The 15,676-nt window shown below is 72.9% G+C and carries 12 protein-coding genes; 2 read left to right on the forward strand and 10 right to left on the reverse strand.

From position 1 onward, the window contains the following. Nucleotides 1-56: 56 nt before the first annotated feature. The 8 genes from IEY56_RS04475 to IEY56_RS04510 all read right to left on the reverse strand — a co-directional run bounded on the left by IEY56_RS04475 (nt 57) and on the right by IEY56_RS04510 (nt 10,022). Nucleotides 57-1,484: a phytoene desaturase family protein gene (locus IEY56_RS04475; RefSeq protein WP_189035716.1), complete on the reverse strand. Its 1,428-nt coding sequence runs from the start codon at nt 1,482-1,484 to the stop codon at nt 57-59. A 40-nt stretch (nt 1,485-1,524) separates the two neighbouring features. Beyond that, nucleotides 1,525-2,343 carry an inositol monophosphatase family protein gene (locus IEY56_RS04480; protein ID WP_189035717.1) on the reverse strand — a complete coding sequence of 273 codons (819 nt, stop codon included), beginning with the start codon at nt 2,341-2,343 and terminating at the stop codon, nt 1,525-1,527. A gap of 88 nt (nt 2,344-2,431) precedes the next feature. Beyond that, entirely contained in the window at nt 2,432-4,306 is a 1,875-nt protein-coding gene (locus tag IEY56_RS04485; protein WP_189035718.1) for a gamma-glutamyltransferase family protein, read from the reverse strand. A gap of 5 nt (nt 4,307-4,311) precedes the next feature. Continuing rightward, nucleotides 4,312-5,442: an ABC transporter ATP-binding protein gene (locus IEY56_RS04490; protein ID WP_189035719.1), complete on the reverse strand. Its 1,131-nt coding sequence runs from the start codon at nt 5,440-5,442 to the stop codon at nt 4,312-4,314. Beyond that, complete coding sequence (locus tag IEY56_RS04495; protein ID WP_189035720.1) at nt 5,439-6,518, reverse strand: ABC transporter ATP-binding protein; 1,080 nt, start codon at nt 6,516-6,518, stop codon at nt 5,439-5,441. The genes IEY56_RS04490 and IEY56_RS04495 overlap by 4 nt, the downstream gene beginning before the upstream one ends. Next, nucleotides 6,515-7,375 (reverse strand): ABC transporter permease, encoded by an 861-nt coding sequence (locus IEY56_RS04500; RefSeq protein WP_189035852.1) that lies wholly within the window; start codon nt 7,373-7,375, stop codon nt 6,515-6,517. The genes IEY56_RS04495 and IEY56_RS04500 overlap by 4 nt, the downstream gene beginning before the upstream one ends. A 62-nt stretch (nt 7,376-7,437) precedes the next feature. Continuing rightward, nucleotides 7,438-8,391, reverse strand: coding sequence for an ABC transporter permease (locus tag IEY56_RS04505; protein ID WP_189035721.1), 954 nt, complete (start codon nt 8,389-8,391; stop codon nt 7,438-7,440). Further along, nucleotides 8,388-10,022: an ABC transporter substrate-binding protein gene (locus tag IEY56_RS04510; protein WP_189035722.1), complete on the reverse strand. Its 1,635-nt coding sequence runs from the start codon at nt 10,020-10,022 to the stop codon at nt 8,388-8,390. The genes IEY56_RS04505 and IEY56_RS04510 overlap by 4 nt, the downstream gene beginning before the upstream one ends. Before the next feature lie 170 nt (nt 10,023-10,192). On the opposite strand from IEY56_RS04510, the gene IEY56_RS04515 reads away from it, so the two are divergent. Continuing rightward, nucleotides 10,193-10,993 (forward strand): SIR2 family NAD-dependent protein deacylase, encoded by an 801-nt coding sequence (locus IEY56_RS04515; protein ID WP_189035723.1) that lies wholly within the window; start codon nt 10,193-10,195, stop codon nt 10,991-10,993. Nucleotides 10,994-11,009: 16 nt separating this feature from the next. Here the strand turns inward: IEY56_RS04515 and IEY56_RS04520 are convergent, their stop codons facing one another. Then, a complete protein-coding gene (locus IEY56_RS04520) occupies nt 11,010-11,630 on the reverse strand; it encodes a hypothetical protein (protein ID WP_189035724.1) in 621 nt (206 codons plus the stop codon). 600 nt (nt 11,631-12,230) lie between these two features. Between IEY56_RS04520 and murJ the strand changes: the two genes are divergently transcribed. Next, nucleotides 12,231-13,799: a murein biosynthesis integral membrane protein MurJ gene (murJ, locus tag IEY56_RS04525; protein WP_229711620.1), complete on the forward strand. Its 1,569-nt coding sequence runs from the start codon at nt 12,231-12,233 to the stop codon at nt 13,797-13,799. Nucleotides 13,800-13,963: 164 nt separating this feature from the next. On the opposite strand, the gene IEY56_RS04530 is transcribed toward murJ, so the two are convergent. Continuing rightward, a complete protein-coding gene (locus tag IEY56_RS04530; protein WP_189035726.1) occupies nt 13,964-15,658 on the reverse strand; it encodes an NCS1 family nucleobase:cation symporter-1 in 1,695 nt (564 codons plus the stop codon). Between the last annotated feature and the right edge of the window lie 18 nt (nt 15,659-15,676).

Below are 15,676 nucleotides of genomic sequence, written 5' to 3' on the forward strand. Positions count from 1 at the left end.
GCGCGCCGGTGCGCGGCTCCTGCCGGGGGCGGGCCGGGCCCCCGGGGGCGGGCCCGTCAGTCCTGCCGGCGCAGCCGCCGCCAGACGGCGCGCGCCGCGTGGTGGCCGGACATGCCGTGCACTCCCGGGCCGGGCGGCGTGGAGGACGAGCAGATGAACACCGCGGGGTGCGCCGTGCCGTACGGGAGTGCCGTCAGCTTCGGGCGGATCAGGAACTGCAGACCGTCGACGGCGCCCGCGGCGAAGTCGCCGCCGACGTAGTTGGCGTTGCGGGCGGCGAGCTGAGGCGGGCCGGCCGTGGCGCGCGCCAGCACCAGGTCCCGGAATCCCGGTGCGAACCGCTCCAGTTGGCGCTCCACCGCGTCCGTCGCATCGCCTTCCCAGCCGTTCGGGACGTGGCCGTACGCCCAGAAGACGTGCTTGCCGTCAGGAGCACGGCCAGGGTCGACGAGGGTGGGCTGCGCGGTGATCAGGAACGGCCGCTCGGGCGCCCGCCCGGAGACGGCGTCCTTGAGGGCCGTGCCCATCGCCCCGGCCGTCGGCCCGATGTGCACGGCGCCCGCGCGGCGGGCCTCCGGTGACGTCCAGGGAACGGGGCCGTCCAGCGCGTAGTCGATCTTGAAGACGCTCGCGCCGTAGCGGAAACCGTCGTAGGCGTTGCCGAGGCCCGCGATCCGGGTCAGCGCCCTCGGCGAGGTGTCGAAGATGTAGGCCCTGGCGGGCGGCAGTTCGTCGAGGCGCTTGACCTCAGTGCCCGTGTGGATCACGCCGCCGTTCGCGCGCAGGTACCCGGCGAGCGCGTCGCTGACGGCCTGGGAGCCGCCGCGCGCGAGGGGCCAGCCCTGGCCGTGCGCGGAGAGCGCGAAGCACAGGGCCGCGCCGCTCACGCCCGGCGTGCTGAACGGCGCGATGACGTGCGCGCCCATTCCCGCCATCAGGGCCCGCGCCTTCTCGTCACGGAACCGGCGGTTGAGCCAGCTGATCGGCTGGAGCGCCTGCAGCCCGAACCGCGCGAGCAGCACCGGGTTCTGGGGGAAGCGGCCGTTGAACCACGAGCCCATGCCCATGAAGTCCTCGGCCAGCTCCTCCCACTGTTCGAGGAAGGGCTCCACCATCCGGCGGTAGGTGCCGGCGTCCCGCGGCCCGAGCGACAGCGCCGTCTCGGTGACCGAGCGCGAGAGCACGGCCGACGTGCCGTCGGGGAAGGGGTTGGCCAGGCACAGCTCGGGGTGGAGCCACTCCAGCCCGTACTCGTGCAGCGGCATCCGGTTGAAGGCGGGCGAGTTGGCGCCGGTGGGGTGGACCGCCGAGCAGGGGTCGTGCCGGAAGCCGGGGAGAGTGAGCTCCTCGGTGCGCGCGCCGCCGCCGACGGTGTCCCTGGCCTCGAACACCTCGACGGAGAAGCCGCGGCGGGCGAGTTCGACCGCCGCGGTCAGTCCGTTGGGTCCGGCTCCGACGACGACCGCGTCACGGATCGATGGCACTGGCGGCTCTCCCCTCGCCTTTGAGGTCGGTCGCCGACGGTCAGCTGCCGGCGCGCAGCAGCCCCACCATACGCCGCGCGGTGCCCGCGTCCCGCGCCGCGGTGAAGGGAAGGGCGTTGCCGCCGGCGAGCCGGAAGGGCTCTCCACCGAGCGTGGAGTTGGCGCCTCCGGCCTCGGAGACGAGCAGCAGACCCGCGGCGTGGTCCCACGCCGCCTCCCAGCTGAAGGCGACGGCGTCGAGCGTGCCGCGGGCGACGCTCAGGTACTCCACTCCCGCCGAGCCGCAGGGGCGCGGTGAGACGCCTTCGGTGCGCAGCCCGAGCAGCGCGTGCTTCTGGGCTTCGGTGGTGAAGTCCGGGTGGGAGGTGGCCACTTCGAGGACCTTGCCGTCCTCGGGACGCCCGGCGACGAGGGCCTCGCCGTTGAGCAGCGCGCCGCCCCGGTGCCGGGCGACGGCCATCTCGCCGGGCACCGGCACGTACGTCCACGAGGCGAGGATCTCGCCGTAGCGGGCGAGGGCGACGAGGGTGCAGAAGCCCTCGTTCCCGCGGACGAACTGCCGCGTCCCGTCGATGGGGTCGACGATCCAGACGGGGGCCTCGCCGTGGAGTGCCTCGTAGACCGCCGGCTTGGCGTGCACGGCCTCCTCGCCGACGACGACGGAGCCGGGGAGCAGCGCCGTCAGCGTGCGGCTGAGGCGGTCCTCCGCGCGCTGGTCGGCGACGGTGACGAGGTCGTGCGGGCCGCTCTTCTGCACCACGTCGTCGTCGGAGAGCTGCCGCCACCGCGGCATCACCTCCTCGGCGACCGTCCGCCGGATGGCTCCTTCGACCGCTGCGGCCAGCTCATCGTCGATCATGCGCTCAATGGAAGCACGTGCGGTGCCCCGGCCGTCGCGGTGGCCGGTGCGGTGGCCGTGGACGTGGACGTGGTGCCGGGCACGGGCGTCACCGGCCCACCGCGTAGCCCTGCATGCCGCGCGGGTTCGCGGCGGCGCTCAGCACGCCCGTCTCCGGATCGCGCGCCACGGCGCACAGCCTGCCCTCCGACCATGCGGGTCCCTCCTCCACGTCGTGTCCGCGCGCCCTGAGCCCGTCGGTCATCCGGCGTCCGGCGCGGGACTCCACGGTGACGCTGCCCGGCCGCATCGCGCGCGGGAAGAACGAGCCGGGGAAGCTCTCGGTGTGCCAGTTGGGGGCGTCCACGGCTCCCTGAAGGTCGAGACCGCCGCGTACGCGGGGGCGCAGCGCGGCGGCGAGGAAGAAGTGCGTCTGCCACTGGTCCTGCTGGTCGCCTCCGGGGGTGCCGAAGGCGAGCACGGGGACGCCGCCGCGCAGAGCGAGGGAGGGCGTCAGCGTCGTGCGGGGGCGGCGGCCGGGGGTGAGGGAGTTGGGCAGGCCGGGCTCCAGCCAGGTCATCTGAAGCCGGGTGCCGAGCGGGAAGCCCAGTTCGGGGATGACGGGGTTGGAATGCAGCCAGCCGCCGCTGGGGGTGGCGCTGACCATGTTGCCCCACCGGTCGACGACGTCGAGGTGGCAGGTGTCGCCGCGGGTCGCGCCGTCCCTGGCGACCGTCGGCTCGCCCGCTCCCGCCGCGCCGGCACCGCCCGTCCCGCCCGCCATCCGGAAGGCGTCACGGCCCCGTGCGACCTCGGTGGCGTGGGCGGCGAGACGCGGGGTCCGTCCGCCGGGACTTCCGGGCCGCAGCTCACGGGACGCGGTGTCGCCCACGAGGGCGCGGCGGGCCTCGTTGTAGCCGTCCGAGAGCAGCGTCTCCACGGGGACGGAGCCGGCGCCTTCCGCGTCGCCGTACCACGCCTCCCGGTCTGCCATGGCGAGCTTCGTGCCCTCGATGAGGCGGTGGACGAACGCGGGGTCGCGGAAGCCGCCGCCGGCCGCGCCGTCCTCGCCGGAACCGTCGCCGAACTCGACGTCGTCGGCGGTCAGTCCGGGCAGCAGCGCGAGCTGCTGCAGCATGCTCGGGCCCTGGGACCAGGCCCCGGCCTTGCAGACGGTCCAGCCGTTCCACTCGTAGGTGACGGGGTCCTCGTACGTGGCCTCCCAGCCCGCCAGGTCGTCTCCCGTGAGGGTCCCGGTGTGCCGCTCGCCCGAGGTGTCCATGGTGGGACGTGCGGAGGCGGCGAGCAGCGCCTCGGCGACGAAGCCCTCACGCCACACGCGGCGGGCGGTCTCGATGCGCTGCTCGCGGCCGGGGCCGGCCGCCGCCGCTTCGGCGAGCAGTCGGCGCCAGGTGGCCGCGAGGGCGGGGTTCTTCAGCAGCTGCCCCGGAGCGGGCGGACGTCCGCCGGGCAGGTAGACGGCCGCCGACGTCGTCCATTCCGTCTCGAAGAGCTCCCGCACGGTCTCCACCGTCTCGCCGACGCGTTCGACGGCGGGGTGGCCGCGCTCCGCGTAGCCGATCGCGTAGTCCAGAACCCTCTCCAGGGAGAGTGTGCCGTGGTCGCGCAGCAGCGTCATCCAGGCGTCGAACGCGCCGGGGACCGCGGCGGCCAGCGGGCCCGTGCCGGGGACGAGTTCGAGGCCGAGAGACCTGTAGTGCTCGATGGTCGCGCCGCCCGGTGCGACGCCCTGCCCGCACAGCACCCGCACGGGCCCCTCGGCGGGAGCGACGATGAGCGGCACCTCACCGGCGGGACCGTTCAGATGCGGCTCGACGACCTGCAGGACGAAGCCCGCGGCGACGGCGGCGTCGTAGGCGTTGCCGCCGTCCTCCAGCACGGACATCGCCGTCTGCGAGGCGATCCAGTGGGTGGAGGAGGCCATGCCGAAGGTGCCTTGGAGGGTGGGTCGGGTGGTGAACACGGGCGTTACGGCTTCCTGTCGACGTCGGTGGTGCTGTCAGCGGACTGTGCCGGGGCTTGCGGTTCCAGTGTGCGCGGGCGCGGCCGCGCGGCGTCGGGTGCGGTGCCGTCGTCCTCGACCAGGTGGCAGGCGACCTGCCGGCCGCCTGGAAGCGTGCGGTGCTCGGGGGCCTCCGTGCGGCAGCGTTCGACGGCGAGCGGGCAGCGGGTGTGGAAGCGGCAGTAGCCGACCGCCTGCCCCGTGGACGTCCTGGGGAAGACCGGGCTGGGCAGGTCGCCGTGGAGCACGATCCTCCCCCTGCCTTCCGCGGGGGAACCCCCGCGCGCTCGCTGCACCGCGGGGTCGGGGACGGGGACGGCAGAGAGCAGGGCCTGGGTGTAGGGGTGCTTGGGAGCGGTGAACAGCTCGGCGGCGGGGGCCTGTTCGACGATCTCGCCCAGGTACATCACGGCGATCCTGTCGGCGAGGAACTCCACGGCCGCCAGGTCGTGGGTGATGAACAGGCAGCCGAAGCCGCGGTCCCGCTGGAGGTCCGCGAGCAGGTTCAGCACGGACGCCTGCACCGAGACGTCCAGGGCGGAGGTCGGTTCGTCCGCCACGAGCAGCAGCGGATCGACGGCGAGCGCGCGGGCGATGGAGACCCGCTGCCGCTGGCCGCCGGAGAGTTCGTGCGGGCGACGTTCCGCCAGCTCGGGCCGGAGCCCCACCTGCTCCAGCAGCTCCGCCACCCTGCTGCGCAGCGCGTCGCCTCTCGCCAGGCGGTGCAGCACCAGCGGCTCGGCGACGATGCGGGCGACGCTCATCCTCGGGTCCAGCGAGGCGGAAGGGTCCTGGTAGACGAGGTGGAAGTCCTTGCGCAGGGGACGCAGCCGGCGCCGGGAGAGCCGTGTGACGTCCACTCCCCCGATGCGGACCGTCCCCCCGGTGGGTTCGTCGAGGCGGACGACGCACTGTCCGACGGTCGACTTGCCGGAGCCCGACTCCCCCACGAGCCCGACGACTTCGCCACGTCCGACGGTGAGGGAGACCCCGTCGACGGCGCGCACGGTGCTTCGGCCGGGGCCGGGGAAGTGGCGTACGAGGCCGCGTACTTCGAGAGCGGGAGGCGTGCCGCCCGCGGTCGGCTGGGAGGTCACGGTGCCGCCTCCTCGGTGGCTTCGGCGGGTGCGCCCGTCACGTCGAGGGGATGCCAGCAGGCCGCGGTGTGCGGCGCGTCCGGCCGCTCGCCTACGGGCCCCGCCGGCGCCTGAAGCAGGGGCCGGCGCGACGTGCACAGACCGTCCGCGTGCGCGCAGCGCGGAGCGAACGTGCAGCGGTCCGGCTGGGTCTCCAGGCCGGGTACGAGCCCGGGTATCTCCCGCAGCCTCGGGCGCCTGCCCTCGGCGAGGGCGGCCGCCCGCCCGCCGGGCCGGGGTACGGCGTCGAGCAGGCCGCGGGTGTAGGGGTGCCGGGGTGTGGCGAACAGGTCCTCGACGGGGGCGTGTTCGACGGCGCGGCCCGCGTACATCACCAGGACGCGGTCAGCGGTGTGCGCGACGACGCCCAGGTCGTGGGTGATCAGCACGATCGCCGTGCCGAGCCGTTCCCTGAGCGCGCCGAGCACGTCCAGCACACCGGCCTGGACCGTCACGTCGAGCGCCGTGGTGGGCTCGTCCGCGATCAGTACGGCCGGGTCGCAGGCCACGGCGACGGCGAGCATGACGCGCTGGCGCATGCCGCCCGAGAGCTGGTGCGGGTACTCGTCGACGCGCCGTCCCGGGTCGGGGATGCCCACGGTCTCCAGCAGTTCGGCGGACCGCTGCCGCGCCTCGCGCCTGCCCAGCCCCTGGTGGCGGCGGAGCACCTCGCCGATCTGCCGTCCCACCGTGAGCACCGGGTTGAGCGATGTCATGGGCTCCTGGAAGACCATCGACATCTCGCGGCCCCGTACGGACCGCAGCTCCTTCTCGTCCGCGCCCGCGAGTTCCCGCCCGCGGAGGGCCACGGAGCCGCCGACGCGCGCCGTCGGGGGCAGCAGGCCCATGACCGCGAGGGACGTCACCGACTTCCCGCACCCCGACTCGCCGACGACGGCGAGCACTTCGCCGGGTGCGACGTCGAAGCTGAGGCCGTCGACGGCGTGTACGTCGCCGTCCCCGCCCTCCTCGCCGCGGAAGGAGACGGACAGGTCCCGTACGCGCAGCACGGCCGTGCTGCCGGCGGTGTCGTTCACCGTGTCGCCCCTCTCGGGTCGAGTACGTCGCGCAGCCCGTCGCCGAAGAGGTTGAAGGCCAGCGTCGCCACGACGATGGCGAGGCCGGGGAAGACGGCCGTCCAGGGTGCGGCGGCGATGTAGGGCTGGGCGCTGGAGAGCATGACCCCGAGCGAGGGGTCGGGCGGCTGGACCCCCAGCCCGAGGAAGCTCAGCAGCGCCTCGCCGATGATGGCCGTGGGGACGCCGACCGTGGCCTGCACGAGCAGTGCGGAGGCGGCGTTGGGGAGGATGTGGCGGACGAGGACGACGCCGTCGCCGCCGCCGCTGGCGACCGCGGCTCCCACGTAGTCGAGGTGTTTCAGGCGCAGCGTCTCGGCACGCGTGACACGTATGACCTGCGGGACCAGGGAGACGCCGATGGCGACGGTGGCGTTGAGCAGCGACGGGCCGAGCACGGCGGCGAGCCCGACGGCCAGCACCAGGAACGGGAAGGCCAGCAGGGTGTCGGTGATGCGGGAGACCAGCGGGTCGGCGAACCGCTCGTAGTAGCCCGCGATCAGGCCGAGCGGCACGCCCGCCAGGAAGGCCAGCGCCACCGCCAGCACGCCGACCTGCATCGAGGCGCGGGCGCCGTGGATGACGCGGGAGAGCTGGTCGCGGCCGAGGTCGTCGGTGCCCAGCCAGTGGCTCCAGCCGGGCGGGGCGAGGGCGGAGCCGAAGTCGGCTCGCGCGGGGTCGTACGGCGAGATGAGCGGCGCTGCCAGCGCGGCCAGGACGAAGAGGGCCGCGATCACGGCGCCGGTGAACGCGAGCCTGTTGCGCCGCAGCCGGCGCAGGAGGCCGGGACGGCGGCGCCCGGGTGCCGTGCCCGGGATGTCCTCGGGGCCGCCCGGTCCGGCGGGCCCTCGGGCCGTTCCGCTGTGGACGGCGTCCGTGCTCACTGGGCACCTCCGAGCCGGATCCGCGGATCGATGACGGAGTAGAGGAGGTCGACGGCGAGGTTGACCAGGATGTATCCGGTGGCCGTGAAGAGGACGACGCCCTGGACCATGGCGTAGTCGCGGGTGAAGACGGCGTCGATCATCAGCTTGCCGAAGCCGGGGAGGACGAAGATCTGCTCCGTGACGACGGCCCCCGAGATGAGGTGGCCGAGCTGGAGGCCGAGGACGGTGACGACGGTGACGAGCGAGTTCCGCAGTGCGTGCCCTCCGACGACCTGGTGCGGCAGGAGGCCCTTGGCGCGGGCGGTGCGCACGTAGTCCGCGGAAAGCGACTCCAGCATCGCGGCCCGCGTCTGGCGCATCACGACGGCCGCCAGGCCGCTGCCGAGGACGACGACGGGGAGCACCATCCGGCGGAGGTTCTCCAGCGGGTCGTCGCCGAAGGGAACGAAGCCGGACGCGGCGAAGACGGGTACGGCGATGGCGAAGGCGAGGATGAGCAGGATGCCGAGCCAGAAGTTGGGCACCGAAAGTCCCAGCAGCGCGACGGTGTTGGCGATCCACTCCGCGGGCCGCCCCCTGCGGACGGCCGCGATGACCCCCGCGCCGATGCCGACGACGACGGCCAGCAGCAAGGAGAGGAAGGCCAGTTCGAGCGTGACGGGGAGGGCGTCGAAGATGCCGTCGGTGACGGGGAGCCCGGTGCGGGCGGAGGTGCCGAGGTCGCCGCTGACGGCGTTCTCGACGTAACGGGCGTACTGCACGGCGATGTTCTGGTCCAGGCCGTACTGGCGGCGGATCGCGTCGAGCGCCTCGGGTGTCGTCTCCTCCCCTGCCAGGGCCCTCGCGGTGTCGCCGGGCATGGCCCGCACGCCCGCGAAGACGACGATGCTCACCATGACCAGCGTCAGCGCCGACTGGCCGAGGCGGCGGAGCAGATACCGGGTCATCGGTCCCCCGCCTCCGTCCCGCCGCCGTAGCCGGCGGTCTCGACACGTATGAGCCCGTCGCCGTAGACGCGCAGACCGGCCACGTCCTCGTTGGCGACGACGTAGTTGCGCTGCCGGTAGAGGTAGATCAGCCCGTACTGCCCGTTCACGGCTTCGGTGAGGTCCCGGTAGATCTTCTTGCGCTCGGCGGGGTCGGAGGTGCGCCGTCCGTCCTCGATGAGCCCGTCGATGCGCTCGTCGGAGATGCCGGAGCGGTTCTCGGAGCCGAGGGTGCCGGCGAAGGCGTCGATGTTGCCCGCCGGGTCGAGCCGTCCGGACCAGCCGACGGAGACGGCCTCGAAGTCGCCCTTGTCGGCGTGTTCGAGAAGCGTCGTGAACTCGGTGGGCCGCAGGCGGACCTGGAAGCCCGCGTCCTTCGCCATGGCCTGTACGACCTGGCCGAGGCGCATGTCCTCCACCGTGTTGGAGATGGTCAGTTCGACGGGGACCCTGCCCTTCTCCCCCGCCTCTTTCAGTAGCCGGCGGGCGCGTTCGAGGTCGCGTCCCGGGCAGCGCGTTTCCGTGCCCAGTTCGCTGGAGGGCGCCACGGGGCCGCAGGCGGTGTCGTACATGCCCTGGAAGACGATCTTGTTGATGAGCCGCCTGTCCAGGGAGAGGGCGAAGGCCTCGCGGACGCGCTTGTCGCGGGCCAGGGCGCTGTCCACCTTGCCGGGCGGCTTTCCCAGGCCGCGGGAGTTGCCGATGTTCACCGTGAGCCCCTGGTAGCCGAGGGTCGGCGAGTTGAAGAGCTGCAGGGTGTCGTCCGTGAGCGCGCTCTGCACCTCCAGCGGCGCGGTCTGGTCGCTGACCTGCGCGTCGCCCGAACGCAGGTTGGCGAGGCGGACGTTGCCGTCGACGATGGTGCGGTAGACGACCTTCTCCAGGTGGACGTCCTCCGCCGCGTAGTAGTGCGGGTCCTTCTCCAGCACGATCCGGTCGCCCGTCACGCGGTCCTTGAAGCGGAACGGCCCGACGCACGACGGGCGGGTCGCGAAGTCCTCCCCGTACTTCTTCAGCGCCCTGGGGGACATGACCATCCCCGACCGGTCGGCGAGCGCTCCGAGCAGCGGCTCGTACGGCTCTTTCAGGCGCAGTTCGACGCGGTTGCCGTCCAGCGTCCTGACGCTCTCGACGGGTTCGAGTTCGCTGGCGCGCGCGGAGGCGGGCAGGTCGCGGTGGCGCAGCAGCGAGGTGCGCACGGCGTCGGCGTCCAGCGGGGTGCCGTCGCTGAAACGCGCCCCGCTGCGGACCCTCAGCACGACGCGCTTCCCGCCGTCGCTCACCTCCGGCATCCCGGCGGCGAGTTGGGGCCTGATGCGGTTGTCCGCGTCGGTGTCGTAGAGCTTCTGGCACATCGCGGCGAAGACGGTGCGTCCGACGAGGGTGCTGCCGAGGCTCGGATCGAGCTTGTCCGGGTCGGACTTGAGGGCGACGGTGAGCGTGCCGCCGTCACGGACGGGGCGCTCGTCGCTCATGCGGACCCCGCCGACCTCGGTCGCCGCCGTCGTCAGCGAAGCGCACCCCGTGGCGCCGAGTGCCACGGCGGCAAGGAGGGCCGCGGCACGCGTGGGGAGCGGTACGCGACGGCGCATGACGGCCCACCTCTCAGCGGAAACGGCAGGACGCGGGCGACAGTATGTCGTATACACCGACCTGGCAAGGGCTTGCCTGAACACCGGACGACCACCCGGATCGGCGCCGCGACCAGCGCAACGACCCGGTGCGACCTGCGTTCCGCCGCGTCTGACTACGCTTGGCGGGCATGGCGACCTCCCCCGAACCCACACCGGACCGGCACTCCCCCGACCACCGGCGCGAGGACGGCCACCGCTCGCGGAGCGGCCCCCTCGTGGCGATCCTCAGCGGCGCGGGGATCTCCACCGATTCCGGAATCCCCGACTACCGCGGCCCGCAGGGGCTGTGGCGCAAGGACCCGGACGCCGAGAAGCTGGTCACGTACGACTACTACATGACCGATCCGGACATCCGGCGGCGCTCCTGGCTGATGCGGCGCGACAGCCCGGCCTGGAAGGCCCGCCCGAACGCCGCGCACGAGGCGGTGGCGCGGTTCGAGCAGTCGGGCGGGCCCGTGCGCGTCATCACCCAGAACGTGGACGGACTGCACCAGCTCGCCGGTCTCCCCGACCGCAAGGTGCTGGAACTGCACGGCAGTTCGCGCACCGTGGTCTGCACGCAGTGCGGGGCCTCCTCCCCCATGGAGGAGGCGCTGCGGCGGGTGGAGGCGGGCGAGGACGACCCCGCATGCACCGAGTGCTCCGGCATCCTCAAGTCGGCGACCGTCATGTTCGGGCAGGCCCTCGACCCCGAAGTCCTCGGCCAGGCGGTGGGCGTGGCCAAGGCGTGCGACGTGTTCCTGGCCGTCGGCACGTCGCTCCAGGTGCAGCCGGCCGCGTCGCTGGCGGAGATCGCCGTCGAGCACGGGGCGCGCCTCGTCATCGTCAACGCGGAGCCCACGCCGTACGACGGGATGGCGGACGAGGTCGTGCGCGAGCCGATCGGCGAGGCCCTGCCGCAGCTCCTGGAGGAGCTGCGCGCCGCCTGACCGGCCCGGCGCCGGCTCAGCGGCCGAAGCGCCTCCGGAGGCAGCCGAGTTCGAGGTAGCGGACGCGGCTGCCCCAGGAGGCGAGGTCGGGGGCGTCGGCCAGGACGTCGTACCAGGGCTCGGCACCTGAGACCGCCGCACTGCCGGAAGCCGTTCCCCGGGAGAGGGCACGGCGGGAACGCGCGGACGCCGCGACGCGGGGATGTCCGGCCCAGAGCCGGACCCCCGAGCGCGCCGCGGACGGGCGGACCGGCTCCCGGTAGCCCGGCGAGAACACGCTCGCGAGCTCGTTCAGAGCGATGAGGCCGAGCACGCCCTCCTCGGGGTCCGTACGGTCGGAGGGCTCGGTGAGCGCGTACCAGAGGATGGGCGGGTTCGGCAGCCGCGCAGCGGGCCGGAAGCGGAACACCGATTGCTCGATCTTGATCGAGCCGACGCTCGGCAACCCGAGCTTGCCGAGCGCGACGACCTCCGGTTTTCCTCCGGTCCACGTCAGGTGCCGGACGCTGCCCCTGTAGCCGGGCTCGCTGAAGACAGTGGCGAGGAGGTGCTCCCCGCGCCCGGACCAGCTGTGCAGCAGGCCCGCGCCGATCGCGGAGGCCACACCCGTCAGGAGGAATCTCGTCTTGCGGTTCATCGGGTACGACACCTCGCCTCGGTGGGACGGGCGCCCCTCGTGCGCCCTGACGCCTCTCATCTGACGACCAGGCAGTTCTACTGCGGACTTCCCCCGGCGCCTAGGTTCTGTCTGACAAATAGCGTCGTACGTCCGTCAGGACGTGGTTGGCGGTGTCCGGTGCGTGTGATCGCAAGGCGGAGGGTGGGGGCACCTCCCAGGCCGCGAGGCCGAGGGGGAGAGAGCGCAGCGGGCTGCGCCGACGATCGACAACGCAGTGAGGACGCGTGCCGGGCACCGCCAACCAGGCGGGATTTGTCAGACAGAACCTAGGTCTTGACCCCGCCCTTGACACCGCCCCGGGTGTCGGGTTCCTCAGCGGGGCAGCACGGCGGACGAGACGCGGCAGCGCGGCGGACCGGGGAGGGACGGCCGGCGGAGTGCCTGTACGGAGCCGCGCCCGGCGATCGTCCCGCCCTGTTCTAGATTGGCCCGATGGCTGAAGGGGCGGGGACGACACCGGCGGACACCGGAACGGCCGAGGGAGAGCGCGAAGACGAGCGCCCCAGGACCGGCGAGGGACACGCGAGCGGCAGAAGCCTGGCCCGCTCCTCTCTGCTGATGGCCGTGGGCACCGTGGCCTCGCGTGCCACGGGCCTGTTCCGTCAGCTGCTCCAGGCCGCGGCCCTGGGCAACGGGCTGCTGGCGAGTACGTACAACACGGCGAACACGATCCCGACGAGCCTGTACATGCTGCTCGTCGGCGGAACCCTCAACGCGGTGCTGGTGCCGCAGCTCGTGCGGGCGCGGACGCACGACCCCGACGGAGGGCGCGCCTTCGAGCAGCGGCTCGTGACGTTCGTGCTGTGCGTGCTCGCCGCGGGGACGGCGCTGGCCGTGTGGGCGGCGCCGTACATCGTCGGCCTGTACATGCGCGACACCCCGGCCGCACACGAGGCGTTCGAGCTGACCGTGGTCTTCGCACGCTTCCTGCTGCCGCAGATCTTCTTCTACGGACTGTTCGGCATACTCGGCCAAGTCCTCAACGCACGCGAGAAGTTCGGCGCGATGATGTGGACGCCGGTCCTCAACAACCTCGTGCTCATCGGCATGTTCGGCGCCTACCTGACTCTGATGACGCTTCCCGCTCAGGTGGAGGACGTCACCGCCGCGCAAGTGCGGCTGCTGGGCCTCGGCACCACGAGTGGCATCGCGCTGCAGGCGCTGTCGCTGCTGCCGTTCCTGCGCGCCGCGGGTTTCCGCTTCCGACCGCGCTTCGGGTGGCGGAACACCGGACTGGGCAAGAGCTTCCACGCAGCCAAGTGGACCCTGCTGTTCGTCCTGGTGAACCAGGTGGCCCTGGCCGTGGTGACCAACTACGCCAACGCCGCCGACCAGGCGCTCCCGGAGGCGGGCGTCGGATACTCCGCGTACACCTACGCGCAGACGATCTGGATACTGCCGCAGTCGATCGTCACCGTCTCGCTGGTCACCGCGCTGCTGCCGCGGATGAGCCGCGCGGCGGCGGAGAACCGCGTCAGTGACCTGCGCGGGGACCTCTCCAGGGCACTGCAGGTCACCGGTGCCTTCATCGTGCCCGCGGGATGCCTGTTCCTCGTACTGGGGCCGCACATCGCGGAGTTGCTGTTCGCCCACGGAGCCGCCGACGCCGCGTCTGCCCGGCCGCTGGGGCACATGCTGCAGGCGTTCGGCCCGGGCCTCGTCCCGTTCGCCGCCCAGTACCTGCTGCTGCGCGGGTTCTACGCCTTCGAGGACACCCGTACGCCGTTCGCCGTCGCCACCTGGACCGCGGCGGTGAACATCGCGCTTGCCACCGCGTGCCATCTGCTGCTGCCCGCACGCTGGGCGGTGACGGGAATGGCCGCCTCGTACACGCTCGCGTACGCGGCGGGCCTCGTCCTCGCCTCCCGGCTGCTCCGGCGCAGGCTCGGCGGCCCTCTCGACGGCGGCCAGGTGCGCCGTGCCTACACCAAGCTGGTGATCGCCGGGACCGTGGCCGGCGGGCTCGGCTGGGCGGCCGCGCGGGGCTGCGCGTACCTGCCGGTCAGCGGTGTTGCGGCCTCCGCCGCGGAGGTGGCCGCGGGAGTCGCCGTGCTGGCGGGGACGTACCTGGGCGCGGTCCGCCTGCTGCGGCTGGGCGAGCTGCGGAGCATGTTCCGGCTGAGGTGACACCTGGTGGCGACGCGCGTCCGACCGGCCCGCCCGGCGGGCGAGTTCCGGCACGCGGTGGGCGCGGCACGGTTCACGCCGGGGAGGTACTCGACGAGTACCTCCCCGGCGTGAACCGGCCGCTCCTCGACGCGGAGCTGTGAAGCGCCGCGGCGGCGTCCGTCCTACCGCTCGCCCGCCGCGCCCTCACCGGCCGCGGGTTGCTGCGGCTCCGCCACGGAGCCGTCCGAAGGTTCCGCGGCGGATCCCTGCTGCGGCACGGCCTGCGGCTCCGCCACGGAGCCGTCCGGCGGTTCGGTCGCGGGGCTCTCCGGCGGTACGGCCCGCGTCAGCGCCACGTACAACAGCAGCGAACTGGCCATGCCCACGGCCCAGCCGTAGTCGGCGAGCGGCTTCAGGAAGGGGATCAGACCGTCGGCGGGGAAAGGCCCCTTGCCGGGCGCCGACCACGAGCCGCCGACCGCCAGCAGCCCGCCCCCGGCGAACGCCGCCAGCGCCCGCCAGTTCCAGCCGGAGCCGTACCAGTAGGCGCCGCCCTCCCGGTAGAGGTCCGCGACCAGCAGACGGGTCCGCCGCAGCAGCCAGTAGTCGGCGATGAGGATGCCCGCGACGGTGCCGAGCAGCCCGCCGACGGTGCCCAGCCACGTGTAGATGTACAGCTCGGGCGTCTCGGTCAGCTTCCACGGCATGATGACGACGCCCACGACGCCCGTGACGAGCGCGCCCGTACGGAAGTTGATGAACCTCGGGGCGAGGTTCGCCAGGTCGTAGGCGGGTGAGACGACGTTCGCGGCGATGTTCACCGAGATCGTCGCCACGAGCACGGTGATCAGGGCGAACAGCAGGCCGAAGACGTTGTCCGTCTTGGCGGCGAGCTCGACCGGGTCCCAGATCGTCGCCCCGTATACGGCCTGCGAGCCGGCGGTGACGAACACCGACAGCAGCGCGAAGAGCGTCATGGTCGTCGGCAGCCCCAGCGACTGGCCCCACACCTGGGCGCGCTGGCCGGCGCCGAAGCGGGTGAAGTCGGGGATGTTGAGCGACAGGGTGGACCAGAAGGCGATCATGCCCATGAGGGCCGGGAAGAAGACCGGCCAGAACTCGACGCCCCAGCCCAGCTCGGAGGGCTGGTCGAGCAGCGGCCCGAAGCCTCCCGCCTTCACCGCCATCCAGATCAGCAGGACGAACGCGCCGACGATGACGAAGGGCGCCGCCCAGTTCTCGAAGCGGCGCAGCGCCTCCATCCCCCGGTAGATGATGGCCAGTTCGAGGGCCCAGAACAGCAGGAAGCAGACCCACAGCGTCCAGGGCTGCCCGCCGATCTGCGACGCGTCCTTCCATCCTCCGAACAGCTTCCCCAGCAGGATGAAGATGCCCTGCCCGCCGATCCACGTCTGGATGCCGAACCAGCAGCAGGCCACTGCGGCGCGGATCATCGCCGGCAGGTTGGCTCCGCGCACGCCGAAGGAGGCGCGGGCGAACACGGGGAAGGGAATGCCGTACTTGGGCCCGGCGTGACCGGTCAGCAGCATCGGCAGCAGCACGATCACGTTCGCCAGGGCGATCGTGAACACGGCCTGCTTCCAGTCCATGCCGAGCGCAACCAGCCCCGAAGCGAGCAGCCAGGACGGGATGTTGTGCGCCATGCCGATCCACACGGCGGCGAAGTTGTAGGTGGTCCAGCGCCGTTGGGCGAGCGGCACCGGTCTGAGGTCGTCGTTGGTGTACCGGCCTCCGTCGGGTATGGCGCCCTCGGCGAGCTCCACCCGGCCGTCGGCGTGGGTGATCTGGTCGCCCGCCGGGCCGTCACCGGGAGCGCTCTGCGGTCCCGGTGCGGCGGCTGGAGCGGTCCCGGTCATGTGCACACACCTCTTCTG

The sequence above is a fragment of the Streptomyces daqingensis genome, assembly GCF_014645895.1.
GTDB classification, from domain to species: domain Bacteria; phylum Actinomycetota; class Actinomycetes; order Streptomycetales; family Streptomycetaceae; genus Streptomyces; species Streptomyces daqingensis.